At 69.4% G+C, this 22037-nt stretch carries 22 protein-coding genes and 2 tRNA genes; 7 read left to right on the top strand and 17 right to left on the bottom strand.

What is annotated here, in order from left to right; genetic code table 11:
• Window positions 1–80 precede the first annotated feature (80 nt).
• The gene (locus AB0A94_RS17960) at window positions 81–1121 is read left to right on the top strand and encodes a restriction endonuclease (RefSeq protein WP_361745330.1); all 1041 of its coding nucleotides are present in this window, start codon (window positions 81–83) and stop codon (window positions 1119–1121) included.
• Window positions 1122–1212: 91 nt separating this feature from the next.
• Here AB0A94_RS17960 and AB0A94_RS17955 read toward each other — a convergent pair whose 3' ends face one another.
• The 5 genes from AB0A94_RS17955 to AB0A94_RS17935 form a co-directional block, all read right to left on the bottom strand.
• Complete coding sequence (locus AB0A94_RS17955) at window positions 1213–1980, bottom strand: class E sortase (protein ID WP_361745328.1); 768 nt, start codon at window positions 1978–1980, stop codon at window positions 1213–1215.
• Window positions 1981–1993: 13 nt separating this feature from the next.
• Window positions 1994–3115: a class E sortase gene (locus AB0A94_RS17950; protein ID WP_361745326.1), complete on the bottom strand. Its 1122-nt coding sequence runs from the start codon at window positions 3113–3115 to the stop codon at window positions 1994–1996.
• A complete protein-coding gene (locus AB0A94_RS17945) occupies window positions 3112–3750 on the bottom strand; it encodes an aminodeoxychorismate/anthranilate synthase component II (protein ID WP_361745324.1) in 639 nt (212 codons plus the stop codon). The genes AB0A94_RS17950 and AB0A94_RS17945 overlap by 4 nt, the downstream gene beginning before the upstream one ends.
• Window positions 3747–3908, bottom strand: coding sequence for a hypothetical protein (locus AB0A94_RS17940; RefSeq protein ID WP_217133066.1), 162 nt, complete (start codon window positions 3906–3908; stop codon window positions 3747–3749). The genes AB0A94_RS17945 and AB0A94_RS17940 overlap by 4 nt, the downstream gene beginning before the upstream one ends.
• Before the next feature lie 197 nt (window positions 3909–4105).
• Window positions 4106–4885 (bottom strand): DUF881 domain-containing protein, encoded by a 780-nt coding sequence (locus tag AB0A94_RS17935; RefSeq protein ID WP_361745322.1) that lies wholly within the window; start codon window positions 4883–4885, stop codon window positions 4106–4108.
• Window positions 4886–5027: 142 nt separating this feature from the next.
• Here AB0A94_RS17935 and crgA point away from each other — a divergent pair, with 142 nt between their 5' ends.
• Window positions 5028–5282, top strand: coding sequence for a cell division protein CrgA (gene crgA, locus AB0A94_RS17930; RefSeq protein ID WP_361745320.1), 255 nt, complete (start codon window positions 5028–5030; stop codon window positions 5280–5282).
• Between the two features lie 279 nt (window positions 5283–5561).
• On the opposite strand, the gene AB0A94_RS17925 is transcribed toward crgA, so the two are convergent.
• Both AB0A94_RS17925 and AB0A94_RS17920 read right to left on the bottom strand, forming a co-directional pair.
• Window positions 5562–6449: a rhomboid family intramembrane serine protease gene (locus AB0A94_RS17925; protein ID WP_361745318.1), complete on the bottom strand. Its 888-nt coding sequence runs from the start codon at window positions 6447–6449 to the stop codon at window positions 5562–5564.
• Between the two features lie 105 nt (window positions 6450–6554).
• The gene (locus AB0A94_RS17920) at window positions 6555–7082 is read right to left on the bottom strand and encodes a peptidylprolyl isomerase (RefSeq protein ID WP_217128012.1); all 528 of its coding nucleotides are present in this window, start codon (window positions 7080–7082) and stop codon (window positions 6555–6557) included.
• Between the two features lie 339 nt (window positions 7083–7421).
• Between AB0A94_RS17920 and AB0A94_RS17915 the strand changes: the two genes are divergently transcribed.
• Entirely contained in the window at window positions 7422–8126 is a 705-nt protein-coding gene (locus AB0A94_RS17915; protein WP_361745316.1) for a DUF5324 family protein, read from the top strand.
• Window positions 8127–8250: 124 nt separating this feature from the next.
• On the opposite strand, the gene AB0A94_RS17910 is transcribed toward AB0A94_RS17915, so the two are convergent.
• A tRNA-Ala gene (locus AB0A94_RS17910) sits at window positions 8251–8323 on the bottom strand.
• Between the two features lie 182 nt (window positions 8324–8505).
• Between AB0A94_RS17910 and AB0A94_RS17905 the strand changes: the two genes are divergently transcribed.
• Together AB0A94_RS17905 and AB0A94_RS17900 are read left to right on the top strand one after the other, a co-directional pair.
• Complete coding sequence (locus AB0A94_RS17905; RefSeq protein WP_217128010.1) at window positions 8506–9054, top strand: DNA-binding protein; 549 nt, start codon at window positions 8506–8508, stop codon at window positions 9052–9054.
• A gap of 86 nt (window positions 9055–9140) precedes the next feature.
• Complete coding sequence (locus AB0A94_RS17900) at window positions 9141–10694, top strand: protein kinase (RefSeq protein ID WP_361745314.1); 1554 nt, start codon at window positions 9141–9143, stop codon at window positions 10692–10694.
• Between the two features lie 38 nt (window positions 10695–10732).
• On the opposite strand, the gene AB0A94_RS17895 is transcribed toward AB0A94_RS17900, so the two are convergent.
• Both AB0A94_RS17895 and AB0A94_RS17890 read right to left on the bottom strand, forming a co-directional pair.
• Window positions 10733–12058, bottom strand: a complete 1326-nt coding sequence (locus tag AB0A94_RS17895; RefSeq protein ID WP_361745312.1) for a hypothetical protein — start codon at window positions 12056–12058, stop codon at window positions 10733–10735.
• 138 nt (window positions 12059–12196) lie between these two features.
• The gene (locus tag AB0A94_RS17890) at window positions 12197–12325 is read right to left on the bottom strand and encodes a DLW-39 family protein (protein WP_003999697.1); all 129 of its coding nucleotides are present in this window, start codon (window positions 12323–12325) and stop codon (window positions 12197–12199) included.
• Window positions 12326–12664: 339 nt separating this feature from the next.
• Here AB0A94_RS17890 and AB0A94_RS17885 point away from each other — a divergent pair, with 339 nt between their 5' ends.
• Both AB0A94_RS17885 and AB0A94_RS17880 read left to right on the top strand, forming a co-directional pair.
• A complete protein-coding gene (locus tag AB0A94_RS17885) occupies window positions 12665–13048 on the top strand; it encodes a DUF6344 domain-containing protein (RefSeq protein WP_361745310.1) in 384 nt (127 codons plus the stop codon).
• Window positions 13049–13264: 216 nt separating this feature from the next.
• Window positions 13265–13450, top strand: coding sequence for a hypothetical protein (locus AB0A94_RS17880; RefSeq protein ID WP_361745308.1), 186 nt, complete (start codon window positions 13265–13267; stop codon window positions 13448–13450).
• An 85-nt stretch (window positions 13451–13535) separates the two neighbouring features.
• Here the strand turns inward: AB0A94_RS17880 and AB0A94_RS17875 are convergent.
• The 7 genes from AB0A94_RS17875 to AB0A94_RS17845 form a co-directional block, all read right to left on the bottom strand.
• A tRNA-Ile gene (locus tag AB0A94_RS17875) sits at window positions 13536–13612 on the bottom strand.
• Window positions 13613–13733: 121 nt separating this feature from the next.
• Window positions 13734–14480 carry a DUF3566 domain-containing protein gene (locus AB0A94_RS17870; protein WP_361745306.1) on the bottom strand — a complete coding sequence of 249 codons (747 nt, stop codon included), beginning with the start codon at window positions 14478–14480 and terminating at the stop codon, window positions 13734–13736.
• A gap of 18 nt (window positions 14481–14498) precedes the next feature.
• On the bottom strand, window positions 14499–17093 hold the full coding sequence (gyrA, locus tag AB0A94_RS17865; protein ID WP_361745304.1) for a DNA gyrase subunit A: 2595 nt from the start codon (window positions 17091–17093) through the stop codon (window positions 14499–14501).
• 42 nt (window positions 17094–17135) lie between these two features.
• Complete coding sequence (gene gyrB, locus AB0A94_RS17860) at window positions 17136–19196, bottom strand: DNA topoisomerase (ATP-hydrolyzing) subunit B (protein WP_361745302.1); 2061 nt, start codon at window positions 19194–19196, stop codon at window positions 17136–17138.
• Between the two features lie 432 nt (window positions 19197–19628).
• Window positions 19629–20171: a DciA family protein gene (locus AB0A94_RS17855; protein ID WP_361745300.1), complete on the bottom strand. Its 543-nt coding sequence runs from the start codon at window positions 20169–20171 to the stop codon at window positions 19629–19631.
• Complete coding sequence (gene recF / locus AB0A94_RS17850) at window positions 20168–21289, bottom strand: DNA replication/repair protein RecF (protein WP_361745298.1); 1122 nt, start codon at window positions 21287–21289, stop codon at window positions 20168–20170. Before recF ends, AB0A94_RS17855 begins: the two co-directional genes overlap by 4 nt.
• An 88-nt stretch (window positions 21290–21377) precedes the next feature.
• Window positions 21378–22037, bottom strand: a 660-nt coding sequence (locus AB0A94_RS17845) for an NADP-dependent phosphogluconate dehydrogenase (RefSeq protein ID WP_361745296.1), incomplete at its 5' end; no start/stop codon positions are given.

Genomic DNA, 22037 nt, shown 5'->3' with positions numbered 1-22037 from the left:
TCCGCCTGTCACCGCTCGTTGATCAGGTGGGGTGGGACGTCCGGAGTGCTGCCCCGACCACGAGACCGAAAGGGGCGGAAGTGATCGACGAATCCGCACTCCTGGAGTCGAAGACTCTGCGCAGCAGCGTGCTGGACCGGACGGACGTCCTCGACAAGGTCAAGGCCCTGTCGCTCCTGCCGGACGGGATGCATGTGACGACGGCGATGGTGGCGGCGTACTTCGGCGTCACCGTCGAGGCCATCCGTCAGCTCAAGGCGCGGCACCGCAAGGAACTGTCGAGCAACGGGATGCTGACGCTCCAAGGCCCTGAGCTCGCACGATTCAAGCGTGACATCCTGTCACGCTATCCGGGAGGTTATCCACAGCCTCGGTCGAGCCTCACTCTCTACTCGCGTCGTTCCGTCCTCAACGTCGCGATGCTCCTCCGCGACAGCCACGTCGCCCGCCAGGTACGCACGTACCTGCTCGACATGGAGTACTCGACCCGTACACAGCCTGTGGACAACCTTCCGCGGCCCGACACCGTCCTGCTCGACGACCGCATCGACCAACGCATCACCCACATCCTCGGCAAGACCGTCGTGCCGATGTTCAACGCCCTGATCGCCGCGTCCGGTGAACACCGCCGCGAACTCATCGAGCTCCGCGAGGACATCGAGAACGTCGAGCGCGTGCTGTGCCGGCACCACCGTCGGATCAGCACCCTGGAGGAAGGGATTCCGGCGGACCGGGCCAGGGACTCCATCGCGGCCATGACCTGGCAGGCGTTCGAACGTCACGTGGCCGACCTGCTGCGCCGGGACGGCTGCGGCGACGTCGTCGTACGACAGACCTGCGTCGACCGGGGCGTCGACATCACCGCGCGGACGGCCGACGGCCGTACCGTCGCGGTCCGGTGCAAGAACCGGGCGGGCCACCGCTCCGTGCCGAGTTCGGACATGCGGAGGTTCACCGGAGCCGTACGAGCCGTCGAACGCGTCGACGTCGCCCTGTTCGTCACCACGTCCTACTTCAGCCACGAAGCACAGGCGATCGCCGACCTGGGCGGGGTCCTCACCGTGAACCGCACGGAACTGGAGGCGTGGAGCGCCGGAGCACCGCTGAAGGCGCTGCGCTAGGCCCGGGAGAAGAAGGCCCGAAGTCGCAAGAGCAAGTTGCGGCTTCGGGCCTTCGCCATATTAGGCGACCGACCACCTCGGCAGGGTGGAGTCAGCGCAGTTCCTCCGGCGGTGTGCGCTCCTCGTCCACCTTCTCCGTGCGGACCAGTTCGCCCCACACGATGTAGCGGTACTTGCTGGTGTACACCGGGGTGCAGGTGGTCAGCGTGATGTAGTGGCCGGCCTTCTTCTTCCCGGACTCCTTCGGGATCTTCCCGAGGACGTCGACGTTGTACTTCGAGGTCTCGGGGAGGATGCCGTAGACCTTGTAGACGTACCACGTGTCCTTCGTCTCGAAGACGATCGGGTCGCCCTTCTCGATCTTGTGGATGCCGTGGAACTTCGCGCCGTGTCCGTCCCGGTGGGCGGCGAGGGAGAAGTTGCCCTTCTTGCCGGAGGTCGGCACGGTCGCCTTCACGGGGTCGGTGTAGTAGCCGGCGACGCCGTCGTTGAGGACCTTCATCGACGTGCCCTTCTCGACGAGGATCTCGTCACCGCTCATCGCGGGCACGTGCAGGAAGCCGATGCCGTTCCTGCTGTCGTAGGAGGCGGGACCGCCGCCGTCACCACCGTCGCCGGACTCCCGGGACCAGGAGTCGCGGACCTTGTCCGCCTGCTTGTCCGCCGCGCGGTCGGCGACGACGTTCGTCCACCACAGCGAGTAGACGACGAACAGACCGAGCACCAGGCCCGCGGTGATGAGCAGTTCCCCGAAGAAGCTGACGGCCATCGCCGCGGGACCCATACGGCGGCGCGCCGGAGGCGGCGCGGACGCGGGCGCGTCGGTGTGCTCTTCGGTGTCGTCGGCGGTCGCTGCCACGTTTCCTCTGCCCTTAACTGACGAGCGCATCCGGCTTGCCCTTGCTGCGCGGCCGTTCCTCGACCATCTTGCCCCAGACGATCAAGCGGTACTTGCTGGTGAACTCCGGTGTGCACGTGGTCAGCGTGATGTAGCGGCCGGGCCCGGTGAAGCCCGATCCCTTCGGCACCGGTTCGAGGACGCTCACGTTGCTCGGCGGCGTGACCGGGAGGATCGACGCCATCTGGTAGACGAAGTAATCGTCCTGCGTCTCCACCACGATCGGGTCGCCCGGCTCCAGCCGGTTGATGTACCGGAACGGCTCCCCGTGCGTGTTGCGGTGCCCCGCCAGCCCGAAGTTGCCGGTCTTCGCGTCCGGCATCGCCGTCTTCAGCGCGCCCTCCGCGTAGTGCCCCACCATGCCCCGGTCGAGCACCTTCTTGCTGTTGATGCCCTCCGCGATCGGCACCACCACGTCCAGCTTGGGGATGTGCAGCAGCGCGAAGCCCTGCCCCGGCTCGAACGCCCCCGGCTTGCGCTCGCCGTTCGCCCAGTCGTTCTGGAGGTCGCTGACCTCCTTGCCGGCCTGCGCCTGCGCCCGCACGTTCGTCCACCACAGCTGGTAGGTGACGAACAGCAGCATCAGCACACCACAGGTGATGAACACCTCACCGATCGCCCGGCTCGCGACGACCGCCGGACTCGCCTTGCGCGCCCGCGCCTGCCGACGCGCCTCCACCCGCGACAGCGGCGCCCGCGACGCCCCCTCGAACGCCTCTGACGCCCCTTCCCGGCCCTCACCCGCCTCCGGGGCCTCCACGGCCTTGTGAGAGCCTCCACGGCGCCCGTGGCGCTTCCTGGAGGCCTTCCTGCGGGCCGCACGCCCGCCCGATGCCGCCAAGGGCACCGACGCGGACTCCTCACGCGTCGTTCGCTCCGGCGGCTCGGGGATCCGCAGCGCCACCGTCTCCTCGTCGACCGGCGGCAGATACGCGGTGCTCCCGGAAACGTCGCCATAGGGGGCGGACGCCGTGTCGTCGTGCCAGCCGTCCCCGTACGCACCCGGCGCCCCGTACGGCTGCCCGCCGTACGAGGCGCCCTGTTCGCCGGCGTCGCCGTAGGCGCCGGACTCACGCTCGGGGCGCAGCGCGGTCACGCCGAGGACCTGCCCACCACCGGGGCGAGCCCCGCCGACCTCGCCACCGCGCCCTCGTCGCCGCACTCCGCCAGCCAGTTGGCCAGCATCCGGTGGCCGTGCTCGGTCAGCACCGACTCGGGATGGAACTGAACGCCCTCGACCAGGAGTTCACGGTGCCTCAGCCCCATCACCATGCCGTCCGGCGTCCTGGCCGTGACCTCCAGTTCCGCCGGTACCGTGGCCGGCTCGGCGGCCAGCGAGTGATAGCGGGTCGCCGTGAACGGGGAGGGCAGGCCCGCGAAGACGCCCTTGCCCCCGTGCTCGACCGGCGACGTCTTGCCGTGCAGCAGCTCGGGCGCGCGGCTCACGACACCGCCGTACGCCACCTGCATCGACTGCATGCCGAGGCAGACGCCGAAGACCGGCACCCCGGTGGCCGCGCAGTGCCGCACCATGTCCACGCAGACGCCGGCCTCCTCGGGAGTACCGGGGCCCGGGGACAGCAGCACCCCGTCGAAATTGTCCTGCGCGTGTGCCGTCGTCACCTCGTCGTTGCGCAGGACCTCGCACTCGGCACCCAGCTGGTACAGGTACTGGACCAGGTTGAAGACGAAGCTGTCGTAGTTGTCGACGACGAGAATGCGCGCGCTCACTGGTTGTCCACCGTCACATCGTTGAAGGGCAGCAGCGGCTCGGCCCACGGGAAGACGTACTGGAAGAGGACGTAGACCACGGCGATGACCAGCACCAGTGAGAGCAGTGCCCGCACCCATGCGTTGCCCGGAAGATGCCGCCAGATCCAGCTGTACATGCCGTCCCTTCCCTCGTACCACGGCACCAGACCCACGCCGTACGTCAACAGACTAACGGCGCGGCCCCTCCGATTTCCCGGCCTCCGCGGGCCGTGCGGGATCAGGACGGGCCCGGCCGCGCGCACCCACGAGTACGTGGCTCGGGGCCGATCGCCTCGATGTCCGGGCATGTTCCACGTGAAACCGGGACGGGCGGCTACTCCACGGGTTTCGCGTAGTGCAGGTCCACCGTGCCCGAGTAGCCGGGCAGGGTCACGGTCCCGTTGTCCTCGACCTGCCAGCCGAGCCCGTAGACGTTGACGTACACCATGTAGTTCTGGATCGCCGGCGAAGCGCTGAGCGCCTTCTTCAGCTTCTCGGGATCACCGACCGCCGTGATCTTGTACGGCGGGGAGTAGACGCGGCCCTGCAGGATCAGGGTGTTGCCCACACAGCGCACCGCGCTGGTGGAGATCAGCCGCTGGTCCATGACCTTGATGCCCTCGGCGCCGCCCTGCCACATCGCGTTCACCACGGCCTGCAGGTCCTGCTGGTGGATGACCAGGTAGTCGGGTTGCGGCTCGGGGTAGCCGGGAAGCCTGGCGGTGGCGTCCGGCGGCGCGTCGTTGAGGGTGACCGTGATCGCCTCGCCCTTGAGCTTCTGCGTACCGGCGCGTTCCTCCAGTACGGCGAGCTTGTCGTCCTCCGCCTTGGTGCTGCCGTCGTCACGCTCGGCGAGGGACTCCACGTCATCGCGCAACGCGCCGTTGGCCTCCTCCAGCTCGCCGTTCTTGCGGCTGCGCTCGTGGATCAGGTCGGAGAGCTTCAGCAGCGAGGCGTCCGTGCGGATGTTGGTGCCCTTGGCCGTGTCGAAGCTGGTGAAGAAGAGGAGTCCCGCCAGAGCGAAGACGCCCGCGGTGAGGATCCGCACGGGCCTCGGACGGCGTCGGCGGGCAGGACTGGATTCCTTCCCGGGAAAGTCGGCAGAATTGCTCAACGTACCCTTATCTCCTTCGGCGCCGCGGAAGCACTACGCTAACGGACGCCCGGGGGAGCGCTCAGAGTCCCCTTGTACGCTGCTCCGAGCCCGACCCAGTTCCCCTGCGCGGCCACGCAGCGCATCGACAGGAGAGACCCTCGTGCCGAAGTCACGTATCCGCAAGAAGGCCGACTACACGCCGCCGGCGGCGAAGCAGACGACCGCGATCAAGCTGACCAACCGCGCCTGGGTCGCGCCGGTGATGCTGGCCCTGTTCCTCATCGGGCTGGCCTGGATCGTCGTCTTCTACGTCACCGACGGCTCGCTGCCCATCGACGCCCTGGGCAACTGGAACATCGTGGTGGGCTTCGGGTTCATCGCCGCCGGGTTCGGCGTCTCCACCCAGTGGAAGTAACGCTCACCGCACGGTGAGCGCTCCCCTGCCCAGAGCTGTGGAACAGCTCTGGGCAGGGTTGTCCTCTGAGTTATCCACAGCCCTTGTCCACATGTGGATAGGAAACCCAATCTGTGGATAACTCTCGGGACACTGACGCCGGTATGACAGAAACACCGGTAACCGAAAATCTGTTCGCACATCGCCTGACCTGTGGAAACGTCGGCCTGTCACCCGGCAGGCAGCCCCTTCCGCACCCTGTGCACAAGATCCGCCACCGACTGTGGACAAACTCGGTGCTCAGGTGAGCTGCGCCGTCCTCAGCAGGGTCATCAGGACGACCACGGCCAGCACCAGCGCACACGTGCCGTACTGCACCAGCGTCCGCCGCTCCCGCGGGGCGTGCACCATGGCGTACCCGATCACGACACCGGCGGCGAACCCGCCCAGGTGGGCCTGCCAGGCGATGTTGCTCCAGCCGAACGTGATGATCACATTGATCACCAGCAGGGCGATGACCGGACGCATGTCCTGGTTGAGCCGGCGCATCAGTACGGCGGTCGCGCCGAAGAGACCGAAGATCGCGCCGGACGCACCGAGCGAGGCCGTGCTCCCCGCGGCCAGCAGATAGGTCAGCGCGCTGCCCGCCAGGCCGGAGATCAGGTAGAGCGCGAGATAGCGAGCACGCCCCAGAGCCTGCTCCAGCGGTCCGCCGAGCCACCACAGGCCGAGCATGTTGAAGCCGGCGTGCCAGATCTCCTCGTGCGTGAACACCGAGGTGACCAGGCGGTACCACTCGCCCTCGGCCACCCCCTCAAGGGGCACGAACGGCGCGGGCGGCCAGACGCCGACCAGCACGAGGGGATCCAGGAGGGACGGCCGGACCTGCACGGCGATGAACACCGCGAGGTTGATCCCGAGGAGGATCTTGGTCAGCAGACGGGGGTCGGCGACGACGGCTCCGCCGGCGATCGTGCGGGGCATGGAGGCCGTCGGCGCGCGTCCCGTGCCCGAGCCGCCGCGGACGCACTCCGGGCACTGGAACCCGACCGAGGCGTCGACCATGCACTCGGGGCAGATCGGCCGCTCGCACCGGGTGCAGCGGATGCCGGTCTCGCGCTCCGGGTGGCGATAACAGACGGGGACGCGCCGGGCGTCCTGCGGGCTGCCGGAAGCCTGGTCGTCCATGGGATCCCCTAGGTCGTGTGGAAAAGCCCCGCCCCGCCCATCCTTACGGATGAACGGGGCGATTGGTTCCCTTCGAGGGCTTTCGCTCTCCGGGGGACGAGGGGCTCAGCCCTCGTGGATCTCGACCGACTCGATCACGACGTCGTTCACCGGACGGTCGGTGCGCGGGTTGGTCGGCGCGGACGCGATGGCGTCGATGACCTTCTGGCTGGCGGCGTCGGCGACCTCACCGAAGATGGTGTGCTTGCGGTTCAGCCAGGCCGTCGGGGCGACCGTGATGAAGAACTGCGAGCCGTTGGTGCCCGGGCCGGCGTTGGCCATCGCCAGCAGGTAGGGCTTGTCGAAGCGCAGGTCCGGGTGGAACTCGTCCTCGAACTGGTAGCCGGGACCACCGGTGCCGTTGCCCAGCGGGTCTCCGCCCTGGATCATGAAGCCGCTGATCACCCGGTGGAAGACCGTGCCGTCGTAGAGCTTGTCCGTGGACTTCGCACCGGTCTGCGGGTGGGTCCACTCCCGCTCGCCCTTGGCGAGCTCGACGAAGTTCTTGACCGTGATCGGCGCCTGGTTCGGGAAGAGCCGGACCTGGATGTCGCCGTGATTGGTCTTCAGGGTGGCGTTGAGCTGCTCAGCCACGATGTGCCTTCCGTTGTCTTTCCGTGACTCCCTGATCCTCGCACGGACGGAGCGCGCAGTCGCCCGGCGTCCGTTCACAGGTGGGCAAGCAGGCCGTTCCGCTTGCGGAAAAACGGGTGAGTGGTCCCGTGCCGGGGGCGCGAGGCGGTGATTCGTGGCATTGTCGACGACAAGCTCCCGTTGCCCCGGATTAATCAGCCATTACAGGCGATATCACCATTGATCGAGTTCATCGGCACCCGGATGCCCGTCCGCGCATGCCGCGCGGCGACCCGGCAGGCATGATCCGTAAAAGGGTGGAAAGTCGAAATACCGTACGCCACCGAGGAGGAGGAACCCGTGACCCGCATCGACAGCGTGCGCGCCGCGACCGGTTCGGCGAAGGACAGCGTGCTGCACGCCGCGGAAGTGGTGGCGCCCTACGCCGACACGGCCAAGGTCAGGGCCGCGCACTACGCGCAGGAGGCCCGCGTACGGCTCGCGCCCATGGTGACGCAGGCCGCCGGTCATGCCCGCGTCCAGTACGGCGCCCATGTCCAGCCCTATCTGGAGCAGGCCCGGACGCATGTGCCGCCGAAGGTCGACCAGGCCGCTCACCAGGCCGCCGACCGCACCCGGAAGGCCGCCCGGCAGGCGGCGGACTACTCCCGCCCGAGGATCGAGCAGGCGGTGGCCGCCGCCGGTCCCGCGCGGGACGAGGCAGCGGCTCGTGGGGCGGCCGCGCTGGCCGCGCTGCGCGGCCAGGTTTCGGTGCAGCAGATCCAGAAGCTGGCCCGCAGGCAGCGGCGGCGGGCGAAGGTCGGCCGTGCCGCGAGGACGGTCCTGATTCTGGGTGCCGTGGCGGGCGGCGCCCTCGCCGCCTGGAAGTGGTGGGACAAGCAGGCCAACCCGGACTGGCTGGTGGAGCCTCCGGCCGCGACGGACGTGCCGTCGGGGTCGGCCGGGCTGACGTCGGTGGACGGCAGCAGCGGGGCCACGCTGGACCCGGAGGTCGAGGTCAAGGAGGCCGAGGAGGAGGCCGCCCGGCGCGACGACCAGACCTGACGCGCGAGGAGACCAACGGCGCGGTGGGGCAGAAGACTTGAGCGTCTTCTGCCCCACCGCGCCGTTTCACGTGAAACAAGAAACCCCTCTCACCGCGTTTCCGCAGGTGGGAGGGGTCTGCCTGTGGAGCCTAGGGGAGTCGAACCCCTGACATCTGCCATGCAAAGACAGCGCTCTACCAACTGAGCTAAGGCCCCGGAGGAAAGCGTCCACCTGCAAGAACCACATCCCGGTGGGCGCCCGGGACCAGAGTACCGGGTCCCCCCGGGGGTTCCGCAAAAAGATTGGGGGTCCCCGTGACCAACCACTCTCCGTAAGATGCTCGGACGTGGTTCGCTACAGCGAACCACGGTTCTTGGGGAAGCGATGGGGAGACGCAATGGACGCCGCACAGCAGGAAGCCACCGCGAGAGCGCGGGAACTGCAGCGGAACTGGTACGGGGAGCCGCTGGGGGCGCTCTTCCGCAGGCTCATAGACGACCTGGGCCTCAACCAGGCTCGTCTCGCGGGGGTTCTGGGGCTGTCCGCACCGATGCTGTCGCAGCTGATGAGCGGCCAGCGGGCGAAGATCGGAAATCCCGCCGTGGTGCAGCGGGTGCAGCTGCTGCAGGACCTGGCGGGGCAGGTCGCGGACGGCAGTGTGAGCGCGGCCGAGGCCACCGAGCGCATGGACGAGATCAAGAAGTCGCAGGGGGGCTCGGTGCTCAGCAACACCACGCAGACGACGAGCAGTTCGGGGGCGCCCACGGTCAAGCGGGTGGTCCGTGAGATCCAGTCCCTGCTGCGCTCGGTGGCCGCCGCCGGCGACATCATCGAAGCCGCCGACACCCTCGCCCCCACACACCCCGAACTGGCAGAGTTCCTCCGGGTCTACGGCGCGGGCCGCACCTCCGACGCGGTCACGCACTACCAGTCCCACCAGAACTGATCCCCCACCCGGCCGCCGGAGGGGGTTCGGCTGCCGGGGACGCGCGGAAGACGGGGGACACCGCAGGGGAGGGGCGACGCACAGCGATGGGTGAGGTCTTCGCCGGCCGGTACGAACTGGTCGATCCGATCGGGCGCGGGGGTGTCGGTGCCGTCTGGCGCGCCTGGGACCACCGCCGCCGCCGTTATGTGGCCGCCAAGGTCCTGCTGCAGAGCGACGCCCACTCCCTGCTCCGTTTCGTGCGCGAGCAGGCGCTGCGGATCGATCACCCCCATGTCCTGGCGCCCACCAGCTGGGCCGCCGACGACGACAAGGTCCTGTTCACCATGGACCTGGTCGCCGGCGGTTCGTTGGTCCACCTGGTCGGCGACTACGGTCCGCTGCCGCCGGCCTTCGTCTGCACCCTGCTCGACCAGTTGCTGGCGGGGCTCTCCGCGGTGCACGCGGAGGACGTCGTGCACCGCGACATCAAGCCCGCCAACGTGCTCCTGGAGGCCACCGGCACGGGCAGGCCGCGACTGCGGCTGTCGGACTTCGGCATCGCGATGCGGCTGGGTGAGCCCCGGCTGACCGAGACCAATCTGGTGGTGGGCACGCCGGGTTATCTGGCGCCGGAGCAGCTGATGGGCTCCGAACCGGACTTCCCCGCCGACCTCTTCGCCGTGGGCCTGGTGGCGCTGTACCTGCTGGAGGGCGCCAAACCGGACGCCAAGGCCCTCATCCAGTACTTCGCCGACCACGGGACACCCGGCGCGCCCCAGGGCATCCCCGAGCCGCTGTGGCAGGTGGTGGCCTCGTTGCTCCAGCCGGATCCGCAGGCGCGGTTCCGTACGGCCACGGGGGCGCGCAAGGCTCTCGCGGCCGCCGCGGAGCTTCTTCCGGAACCCGGCCCCGACGACGAACTGGTCGAGATCTTCGACCAGCTGGGTCCGCTGCCGCCGGGGTTCGCCACCGACGGTCCGCTGAAGCGGGCTCCGGGCACGGGACGTACGGCCCCGGAGGCCGGGCGGAGCTCTCCGCTGACCGGCACCGGTGCCGGACCCGCCCGGGACACGGGCGGTGCGGACGCCTCCGACGGCACGGCCGGATCCGTCCGGCCGGCCGCGGCGGCGGGCCCCGGCGCCGGAACCGGCCCGGGAGCGCTCGGTGCGGGCCCGGACGGGGGCGAGGGCGCGGCACCCGCCGATCCGCGGCTGGGCACCGCGTCCGGCGCCTCCCCGCGGTCGCCCGGCATGTCGGACACCGGAAGCTTCCCCCTGCCGCCGCCCCGGGTCACGATCGCCCCCTCCCCCGTGCCCGTCCCGCCGCCCCCCGAACAGGCCCCTCGGGTACCGGTACAGCAGGTACAGCACCAGCCGGCCGGTCCCGGCCCCTTCGCCTCCCCCCACGACCTCACTCAACGGCTGCGCTCACCCCTACCAGGGCCGACGGCGTATCCCGAGACCTCGACCGCGGAATACACCGCCCAGCCCTCTCAGGCCCCGCCGAGCGGGGCGCCGCCACAGCGCGGTTCCACCGCTCCCCGGACCCACCGTCGGCGCGGCCGCCGCCCCGGCCCTCCGGCAAAGGCGGTCGTCCCCCTGCTGCTCCTGGCCCTGGCCTGCTACGTCATGGGGTTCTGGGCCCTCACGCGCATCTGACCGCCGCTGCCCGTGCCGCCCGCGGAAATGCCCACGGTCTACGGCGCGGCCCGCCGCCGAGCCACCAGCGTCCACACACCGAGTCCCGCCAGCAGTGCCGTGCCGGTGCCGATGCCGCCCACCGCGAGCGCCCGGAAGGCGGCGTCGTCGCCGGTGTCCTCGCCCTCGGCCGCAGCCTCCCGGTCCTCCTCCGTGACCGTGAAGACGTCCGGCGGCAGGGACTCCCCCGCGTATCCGGGTCCGGCCTGTGCCGCACCGCTCAACCGCACCCGCAGCGTCAGCGGAACGGGTCCGTCGCCGAAGTCGTCCGCCACTGCGGCCGAGAGGTGCGCGACGAGGTAGTAGGAGCCGGCGAACCGCATCGCCCCGACCTGCCGTACGGCGGCGTACCGATTGACGTACGCGACCTGCGGGAGGGGCGCGAGGCTCTGCGCCTTCCGGCCGCCGTCGTAGCCGACGCCCACGTCCACGACGTGACCGCGCACGGGGTTGTAGAGGTCCAGGTCCAGCGCGGCGGCGGTGTAGCCGCTGCCGCCCGTGCCCGAACCGCCCAGTTCGGCGGTGGCGTGGAGCTGCCGGCCCCAGTCGACGGGGACCTTGTAGAAGAGCGTCTGGCCGGGGCGGATGTCGTCCCTCCAGACTCCCTGGCCGACGGGGGCGGCCCGGGCGAAGCCCGCGCCTCCGGAGCGCCGTTCGGGCTTCCCGGGGAAGGGCTGGGGCGAGGCGGAGTCCCACTCCTTCGGCGCACTCGTCGCACCGGCCTTCTCCGCAGGGGGCTCCGTCACCACGGTGAGCTCCGTCTCCCAGGGGCCGGGGGAGGAGCCCGCCCCGTCCGGGTCGACGCGTTCGACGCTCAGGTAGTACGTACCGGCCTCCTGGCAGAGGGATCTCCTGGGGGAGATCTCCCGCATGGCCCACGCGGCGACCGGATGCCGGCTGCCGGCGGTACCGAAGCTCGCCGTGTCCACGTCGCAGGAGCGTCCCTCGCCGTCCTGCACGGACACCTTGACCCCGTCGATGACGGAGGTGGTGCGGCCGGCCGGGGGTACGGCGGTGGCGGAGGCGTAAGCGCTCGTGGTGCCGTCGAGTTCGAGGCGGTAGTAGACCGTGCCGCGCGCCGGGAGGGTGCTCCGGTAGGTCCGGCCGGGTTCCAGCGGCACGGATTCCGCGGTGCTCGCGGCGCCGTCGATCCTCCGCGCGTCCTCGGCGAATGCGTAGGTCCCGGCGCCTTCGGCGGCCTCGTCCGCGACGGCCACCCGCCCCGGCAGCACACCGACCGGTCCCAGCACCATCACGGACGCGAGCATCGCCACGCCCGCGCGTCCGCCGCGCCCGGCCCGGACCGTACCCCGCCGTCCCCTCACGCGCCACCCCTCGTCGTCGCCCGGACGTCGCACCGCACCCATCCTGCCCCGCGCACGAGGCCCGCCGACACGTCCCCGCCCACACAAAACCCCGGCCGCGTGGGCGGCCGGGGTCTGTTCAGCGTCGGATGTCGGTACTCACGAACCCGTGGGCACGGAGTCAGTCGCCTCCGTCCACAGATCCTGCTCGGCGCGATCCGCCTGGATCTGGCGGTACACGAGGAGCCCGCCGATGGCGGCCAGTGCGACCAGGAGAAGCTTCTTCACCGCGCGACCTCGTCTTTCCTTGACGTAGGGGACCTCTGCCGCCCGACTATACACACCGGTCGATACCGATCGGTGACCTGCGTCGGCCCCTTCAACTGCCGTCCGGCACGGCGCAGTAGAAGCAGAGTACGGCGATCCGGCCGGAGGGTGATCACATCCGCACGGACGGTCACTTTGACGGCTTTTTCGCCGCCTTCGCATCTTTTTCTCGCTTATGCACCCATCCGAGTGGTGTTCATCTGAACATCCACGCGCCGCGGGCGTCGGTCCACCACTTCGCGAGCCTCATACACATCATGAGGAAAGTACGCAAATCGCCCAACCCGAAAGTGAGGGGCCATGGCCCGGAACAAGGTCATGAAGCTGTGGAACGCCGTCGTCACCGCCTTCCTCGCGCTGTGCACGGCGCTCGGACTCATCACCACCACCGCCTCCACGACCGCTTCCGCGGCTGTACCCCGGAGCGACGAGACGCGCAACAGCGACAGCAGCACCCCGAACGCGCCGGCGCCGACGACGCCCCTCTGGTCCTGGTCACTGCTCAGGGCCCTGCCCCCCACGATGAAACAGCGCATCCACGCCGAGGCCCACGGCAAGTCTCCCAGCTGCCGGCACCGTCCGCTCTCGGACACGACGACGGAGCCCGACTCCTCGGACTGCTCCGACGACACGACGTCCCCCCACGAGGAACCCGTCACCGGCCACATCCCCCTCCAGCGCTGATCGCGGAGCCCCGCTCGCCCCTCCTCGTGCCGTCGCCGCCTCCCCGAGTCCTGGCGAACTCGCGTACAGCACCACGGCCCGAGCCGACACCAGAAGACCCCGGTCGACATCCGACCGGGGTCTTCTTCGCCTTCCACGGCAGGGGACGGACGTCAGCCGCCCCGATCGCTGCTGTAGGTTCCCGCTACGGGACGGGCGGAGGGGGCGCAGGGAGTCATGGCAGCGCTTGGGTTCGTCTTCATCACCCTGCCGTGCCTCGCCATCGTCAGCTTCACCTGCTTCGCGGCGTGCCGAGCCCAGAAGCACAAGACCTTCAAGATGTTGGCCTACGCATGCCTGGCCTTCGGCCTCGCCTGCGCCCTCGTCCCCGTCGGAGTCGTCGCCTGGGTCGCATCCCTCTAGGCAAGGCCCCGGGCTCCGCTCATCGGCCCGTGTCAGCCATGGACGCCAAAGACCCCCAGCCGATATCGGCTGGGGGTCTTCTCGCTGGTGGGGCTAACAGGATTTGAACCTGTGGCCTCATCCTTATCAGGGATGCGCTCTAACCAACTGAGCTATAGCCCCGCCGCGCTTTGCGGGGTGTGTCCCGCGCGCTGACTCCTGAAGATTAGCGCACGACCGGGGCAGTCCCAAAATCGGTTGTCCGACGGCTGTCGGACGAGCCGGGAAAACCGCTGTGAGCAGCTCACTCGTCCTCGGCCAGCGTCAGCTCGACACCGCCCACGAAACCCGCGGAGAGGTTGTAGATGAACGCGCCGAGCGTCGCCAGCGCCGTCGCCAGGACGACGTCGATGACCGCGATGATCGTCGTGAACATCAGGACGTTGGGCAGCGACAGGAACGACTGGAGGTCGAAGCCGTTTGACTCGTTGGAGCCGGTCGCCTCGGAGATCGTGCTGCCGACCGTCGAGAACACGCCCATGGCGTCCATGACCATCCACAGCACCGCGGACGCGACGATCGTGCAGATGCCGAGCGCGATGGAGAGCAGGAAGCTGACCTTCATCACCGACCACGGGTCGGCCTTCGACACCCGCAGACGCGCCTTGCGCACGCGCGGGGTGGTGCGCGCCCCCGTGCGGGGACGTCGTACCGCGCCGGTCTGACCGGCCTCCGTACCGGCCTGCGCCGGGTAGGCCTGCGGCGGGTGGTACGGGCCCGCCTGCTGTTGCGGCTGCCGTTCCCCCGGCAGCGGTGAGGCCGTCTGAGCGGCGGCGCCCTGGTCGGGCGCGGCCTGCTGCGGGCCTCGGGTGTCCGTCACGGTTCCCCCCTGGGATCCCTGCCTGCTGGACGAGGAGGCGTCCTTGACGGGCGCCTTGATCGCTTTGAGATTGGTCGTGTGCGGATCGGCCGCCCGCGCGGCGGAGCCACGGCCGCCGCCGTCCGTTCCCCTGTTGGTACCGGCCGGTCCGGCGCCCGTGGCTCCGCTCACGCTGTCTCACTCCTCGTGCTACTCGGACGAGGGCGCCTCACCCTCGTCCGTGCCGGCGGTCGCGGCCCCGTCGGCGGTCTCGTCCACGGCCACGTCGCCGTCGACTTCCTCCGCCTCGCGTCCAGCCTCGGCGTTACGGGCGATGCCGACCACGGCATCGCGCTTGCCCAGATTGATCAGTTGGACGCCCATGGTGTCACGGCCGGTTTCCCTGATCTCGTTGACTCGCGTACGAATCACACCGCCCGACAGCGTGATGGCGAGGATCTCGTCGGTCTCCTCGACCACCAGCGCGCCGACGAGGGTGCCGCGGTCCTCGACAATCTTGGCAGCCTTGATGCCGAGGCCGCCGCGACCCTGGACGCGGTACTCGTCGACGGCGGTCCGCTTCGCGTACCCGCCGTCTGTGGCAGTGAACACGAACGTACCGGGTCGAACAACATTCATCGAGAGCAGCTCGTCCCCCTCGCGGAAACTCATGCCCTTGACGCCCGAGGTCGCACGGCCCATGGGACGGAGCGTGTCGTCGGTCGCCGTGAACCTGATCGACTGCGCCTTCTTGCTGATCAGCAGCAGATCGTCGTCGGACGAGACGAGTTCGGCACCGATCAGTTCGTCGTCGGAACCGTCCTCCTGCTCGCGCAGGTTGATCGCGATCACACCGCCCGAACGCGGGGAGTCGTAGTCCTTCAGCGGCGTCTTCTTCACCAGACCCGCCTTGGTGGCCAGGACCAGGTAGGGCACCGCCTCGTAGTCGCGGATCGCGCGGATCTGGGCGATCGTCTCGTCCGGCTGGAAGGCCAGCAGGTTCGCCACGTGCTGCCCGCGCGCGTCCCGGCCGGCGTCGGGCAGCTCGTAGGCCTTCACCCGGTAGACCCGGCCCTTGTTGGTGAAGAACAGCAGCCAGTGGTGGGTGGTGGACACGAAGAAGTGGTTGACGATGTCGTCTTCCTTGAGCTTCGTGCCCCGTACGCCCTTGCCGCCGCGCTTCTGGGCCCGGTAGTCGTCGGTCTTGGTGCGCTTGATGTAGCCGCCGCGCGTGACCGTGACGACGATGTCCTCCTCGGCGATCAGGTCCTCGATGGACATGTCGCCCTCGTAGGGGATCAGCTTCGTCTTGCGGTCGTCACCGTACTTCTCGACGAGCGCCGCCAGCTCCTGGCTGACGATGCCGCGCTGGCGGACCGGGGAGGCGAGGATCTCGTTGTACTCGTTGATCTTCGCCTGGAGTTCGTCGTGCTCCTGGACGATCTTCTGTCGCTCCAGGGCGGCCAGCCGGCGCAGCTGCATCTCGAGGATGGCGTTGGCCTGGATGTCGTCGATCTCCAGGAGGTCCATCAGGCCCCCGCGCGCGATCTCCACGGTGTCACTGCGCCGGATCAGCGCGATGACCTCGTCGATGGCGTCCAGGGCCTTCAGCAGGCCGCGCAGGATGTGCGCCCGCTCCTCGGCCTTGCGCAGCCTGAAGCGCGTACGGCGGACGATGACCTCGATCTGGTGGTTCACCCAGTGCCGGATGAACGCGTCCAGGGAGAGCGTGCGCGGCACGCCGTCGACCAGCGCCAGCATGTTGGCGCCGAAGTTCGACTGCAGGTCGGTGTGCTTGTAGAGGTTGTTCAGGACGACCTTGGCGACCGCGTCCCGCTTCAGCACGATGACCAGGCGCTGGCCGGTCCGGGACGACGTCTCGTCGCGGACGTCGGCGATGCCGCCGATCTTGCCGTCCTTCACCAGGTCGGCGATCTTCTGCGCGAGGTTGTCGGGGTTGGTCTGGTAGGGCAGCTCCGTGACCACCAGGCACTGGCGGTTCTGGATCTCCTCGACCTCGACCACCGCGCGCATGGTGATCGAGCCGCGGCCCGTGCGGTACGCCTCCTCGATGCCCTTGCGGCCGACCACCAGGGCGCCGGTCGGGAAGTCGGGGCCCTTGATGCGCTCGATGAGCGCGTCCAGCAGCTCCTCGTGCGAGGACTCGAAGTTCTCCAGGTACCACTGGGCGCCGGCCGCGACCTCGCGCAGGTTGTGCGGCGGGATGTTGGTCGCCATGCCGACCGCGATGCCGGCCGAGCCGTTGATCAGCAGGTTCGGGAAACGGGCCGGCAGGACGGTCGGCTCCTGGGAGCGGCCGTCGTAGTTGTCCGTGAAGTCGACGGTCTCCTCGTCGATGTCGCGGACCATCTCCATCGCCAGCGGCGCCATCTTGGACTCGGTGTACCGCATGGCCGCCGCCGGGTCGTTGCCCGGCGAGCCGAAGTTGCCGTTGGAGTCGACGAGCGGCATCCGCATCGACCAGGGCTGGGCGAGGCGTACCAGGGCGTCGTAGATGGAGGTGTCGCCGTGCGGGTGGTAGTTGCCCATGACGTCGCCGACGACGCGGGCGCACTTGTAGAAGCCGCGCTCGGGGCGGTAGCCGCCGTCGTACATGGCGTACAGCACGCGGCGGTGCACGGGCTTGAGGCCGTCACGGACGTCCGGCAGCGCACGCGAGACGATGACGGACATCGCGTAGTCGAGGTAGGAGCGCTGCATCTCCGTCTCGAGCCCGACGGGCTCGACACGCATGGCCAGGGCGTCAGCCTCGGGCGTCGTCACAGGAGTGTTCTCGTCGGTCATTGCTGGTGAAGGTCCTTCCTGGTGCGGTCAGCTGAGACCGACTCAGATGTCGAGGAAGCGGACGTCCTTGGCGTTGCGCTGGATGAACGCGCGGCGGGCTTCGACGTCCTCGCCCATGAGGACCGAGAACAGGTCGTCGGCCTGGGCGGCGTCGTCCAGGGTGACCTGGCCGAGGACCCGGTGCTCCTGGTCCATCGTGGTGACGCGCAGCTCCTCGGCGTTCATCTCGCCGAGACCCTTGAAGCGCTGGACGGAGTCCTCGCGGATGCGCTTGCCGGCGTTGCGGCCCATCTCGATCAGCGCGTCGCGCTCGCGGTCGGAGTACGCGTACTCGAAGTCGTCCCGGCCCCACTTGATCTTGTAGAGCGGCGGACGGGACAGGTACACGTGTCCGGCCTCGACCAGCGGCCGCATGAAGCGGAACAGGAAGGTCAGCAGCAGGGTGTTGATGTGCTGGCCGTCGACGTCGGCGTCCGCCATCAGGATGATCTTGTGATAGCGGAGCTTCTCGATGTCGAAGTCCTCGTGCACACCCGTGCCGAACGCGGAGATCATCGCCTGGATCTCCTGGTTCTGCAGGATCCGGTCGATGCGCGCCTTCTCGACGTTGAGGATCTTGCCGCGGATCGGGAGGATCGCCTGGTACTGCGGGTTGCGGCCGGACTTGGCCGAACCGCCGGCGGAGTCACCCTCGACGATGAAGATCTCGCACTTGGTGGGGTCGTTCGACTGGCAGTCGGACAGCTTGCCCGGCAGCGACGCCGACTCCAGCAGGCCCTTGCGGCGGGTCAGGTCGCGCGCCTTGCGGGCCGCCACCCGCGCGGTGGCCGCCGCGATGCCCTTGCGGATGATGTCCGCGGCCTCGTTGGGGTTGCGGTCCAGCCAGTCGTTGAGGTGCTCGTAGACGACCTTCTGGACGAAGGTCTTCACCTCGGTGTTGCCCAGCTTGGTCTTGGTCTGGCCCTCGAACTGCGGCTCGCTCAGCTTGACCGAGATGATCGCGGTCAGACCCTCGCGGATGTCGTCACCCGTGAGGTTGTCGTCCTTCTCGCGCAGCAGCTTCTTGTCCCGCGCGTACTTGTTGATGAGCGAGGTGAGCGCCGCGCGGAAGCCCTCTTCGTGCGTACCGCCCTCGTGGGTGTGGATGATGTTGGCGAAGGAGTACACGCCCTCCGTGTAGCCGCCGTTCCACTGCATCGCGAGTTCGAGGGACAGGTTCCTGTCCTTGTCCTCCGCCTCGAGGTCGATCACGGTGGGGTGCACCACTTCCCCCTTGCGGGAGTTGAGGTACTTCACGAAGTCGACGATGCCACCCTCGTAGTGGTACGAGACGCTCTTGACCTCGTACTTCTCGTCCTCGCCCGCCTCGTCCGCCCCGGCCGTGGCCTTCGCCGACTCGCGCTCGTCGGTGAGGTTGATGCGCAGGCCCTTGTTGAGGAACGCCATCTCCTGGAAGCGCCGCGACAGCGTCTCGAAGGAGTAGTCGGTGGTCTCGAAGATGTCCGGGTCGGCCCAGAAGGTGACCGAGGTGCCGTGCTCGTCCGTGGCCTCGTGCTTGGCGAGCGGAGCCGTCGGGACGCCCAACTTGTAGTCCTGCGTCCAGCGGTGGCCGTCGGTCTTGATCTCGACGGACACCCTGGTCGACAGGGCGTTCACTACGGAGACACCCACGCCGTGCAGACCGCCGGAGACCGCGTAGCCGCCGCCACCGAACTTGCCGCCCGCGTGCAGGACCGTCAGCACGACCTCGACGGCCGGCTTGCCCTCGGAGGGGACGATGCCGACCGGGATGCCACGTCCGTTGTCGACGACCCGCACGCCGCCGTCGGCGAGGATCGTGACGTCGATGGTGTCCGCGTGACCGGCCAGCGCCTCGTCGACCGAGTTGTCGACGACCTCCTGCACCAGGTGGTGCAGTCCTCGCTCACCGGTGGAACCGATGTACATACCGGGTCGCTTGCGGACCGCGTCCAGACCCTCGAGGACGGTGATGGCACTGGCGTCGTACGAGGCGGTGACCTCGTTGTCCGAGGTGCTCGCCGCGCTGTTCACGCCGGTGTCGGTGGACGGGATGTTCTCGTTGGGGTTGCCGGAATCGGCCACGAAGCGCCCTTTCTGGCACAGCACGAGCCGGGCTCGTCGGCAGGTTGCCGGAGCGGCTGCGGCATGTTGCGTTGGTAAGCCTTGATCAGCGTTGCTCAGCTTTTCCCGGGCGGTCCCCACGTGCGGGGCGGGATTGTCTTCCATTCTACCGGTAGCACTGACATCGATGGGGGTTTGCGGGCACCTGAGTCCGCATGTGCCGCCCTCAACCGGTCTCGTCCGACTCCCGATATGCGGATGGGGGCTCCAAGAGCCCCACGAGGGCACTCAGCGCTTCGGGCCGTCAACCCTTGGCTACTTAGGAGTCAGGTGGCGATTCGCAACCGTGTGCGGTGCCGCGACGAAGCGGGCGCCGACGGCGGAACGACACCGCCGGGACCCGCGTTGTGATGTCCATCACGTGTGACCGAAGGGCCCGAAACGGGCACCGGGTCACCCGTACGTGTCCCCGGGACCCGTGCTTCCAGGAGCGCGCAGGGGCCCGAAGCGGCGGGCGGGACCACCGGGGCCGACGACCTTGATCAGCCGCACGGTGCCGTGCCCGAGGTCCTCGTTCAGACGCGCGACCAGAGTCGGCGCGAGCAACCGCAGGTTCGTCGCCCACGCGGTGGAGTCACAGCGCACGACCAGCACCCGCTCGTCCTCGTCGTACCGCTCCGGCTCGCAGTGCTTGGCCACGTCCTCCCCGACGATCTCCGGCCAGCGCCCCATCACCCCGCCCACCGCGGCCGGGGCCTCCCAGCCGCGCTCGGCGAGCAACCGGTTGATCGCCGGGCCGAGCGCCATCGGGTCGCGCCGGTCGGCGCGCGCCCCGGAACGCAGGCCGCCGCGCCGCGCCTGCTTCCGCTGCTGCGCCGCGTCCCCACGCGCGCGCGCCGCCTCCCTGGCCGCGCGCAACGCCACACGCGCCAGGTCGACACCGGACGGCTCCGGGGCCTTGCCGGCACCGCCCGAAGGCGTGTCCGACCCGCTCATACGCGCTCCACCGTCCCCTCCGCCACGGCGAACCGCGCACCCGCCAGCGCATGGGGCACGTCGTCGTCGACCGCCGCGGTCACCAGGACCTGCTCGCCGGGTGCCACCAGCTCGGCCAGCCGCTCGCGCCGCCGCGCGTCCAGCTCGGCGAAGACGTCGTCGAGCACCAGCACCGGCTCGTTGCCCTCCGCCCGCAGCAGGTCGTACGAGGCCAGCCGCAACGCCAGCGCGTACGACCAGGACTCACCGTGGGAGGCATAGCCCTTGGCGGGCAGCTGGCCCAGCTTGAGCAGCAGATCGTCGCGGTGCGGACCGACCAGGGTGACGCCCCGCTCGATCTCCGGCTTGCGCGCCTCCGCGAGAGCGGCCATCAGCTGCTCGAACAGGTCCTCGCGCGTATGCGCCTCGCCGGGCGCGGACGGCCTGTACTCCAGGGCGACCGGCCCGCCGCCGGGCGCGAGCTGCTCGTACGCCTTGTCGGCCAGCGGCTGGAGCGCGCCGATCAGATCCAGCCGCTGCGCCAGGAGCTCGGCACCCGCACGCGCCAGGTGCTGGTCCCACACGTCGAGCGTGGACAGGTCCAGGGTGCGACCGCCGTGCCGGCGCGCCAGCGCGGCCGACTTCAGCAGCGTGTTGCGCTGCTTCAGCACCCGGTCGTAGTCGGAGCGGACACCGGCCATGCGCGGGGAGCGCGCGGTGATCAGCTCGTCCAGGAACCGGCGCCGCTCACCGGGATCGCCCTTGATCAGGGCCAGGTCCTCGGGCGCGAACAGCACCGTACGGACGATCCCCAGCACGTCCCGGGGCCTGACCTGCGAGGACCTGTTGATACGGGCACGGTTGGCGCGGCCCGGGTTCAGCTCCAGCTCGACCAGCTGCTGCCGCTCGCCCTGACGCACCTGGGCCCGGACGATCGCGCGGTCGGCACCCATCCGGACCAGCGGGGCGTCGGAGGAGACCCGGTGGCTGCCGAGGGTGGCGAGGTAGCCGACCGCCTCGACCAGATTCGTCTTGCCCTGCCCGTTGGGCCCGACGAAGGCCGTCACCCCCGGGTCGAGCGGGACCTCGACCCGGGGATAGGACCGGAAGTCGGCCAGCGACAGATGCGTGACGTGCATGGTCGTTCCGCCGACCTCCCCCGGCGTTGCGGACCGCCGAAACGGTCCTGTGGATACGGTCCTGTGGGTACGGGACGTGCCCGGTGGACTACTTCTTCTCGACCGCGTGGCCGCCGAACTGGTTGCGCAGCGCCGCGATCATCTTCATCTGCGGCGAGTCCTCCTGACGGGAGGCGAACCGCGCGAACAGCGAGGCGGTGATCGCTGGCAACGGGACCGCGTTGTCGATGGCGGCCTCCACGGTCCAGCGTCCCTCACCGGAGTCCTGTGCAAAACCCCGGAGCCCGTCCAGGTGCTCGTCCTCGTCCAGGGCGTTCACCGCGAGGTCGAGCAGCCAGGAGCGGATCACGGTGCCCTCCTGCCAGGAGCGGAACACCTCGCGGACGTCGGTCACCGAGTCGACCTTCTCCAGGAGCTCCCAGCCCTCGGCGTAGGCCTGCATCATGGCGTACTCGATGCCGTTGTGGACCATCTTCGCGAAGTGGCCCGCGCCGACCTTGCCCGCGTGCACGGAGCCGAAGTCACCCTCCGGCTTGAGTGCGTCGAACACCGGCTGCACCTTGGCGACGTTCTCCTTGTCGCCGCCGTACATCAGCGCGTAGCCGTTCTCCAAGCCCCAGACGCCGCCCGAGACGCCGCAGTCGACGAAGCCTATGCCCTTGGCCGCCAGCTCGCCGGCGTGCTTCTCGTCGTCCGTCCAGCGGGAGTTGCCGCCGTCCACGACGACGTCACCCGGCTCGAGCAGCTC

Origin of the sequence: Streptomyces sp. NPDC044984 (genome assembly GCF_040646935.1) — a bacterium.
Classification (GTDB): Bacteria; Actinomycetota; Actinomycetes; order Streptomycetales; family Streptomycetaceae; genus Streptomyces.
This window is presented reverse-complemented; position numbering and strand designations above follow the sequence as displayed.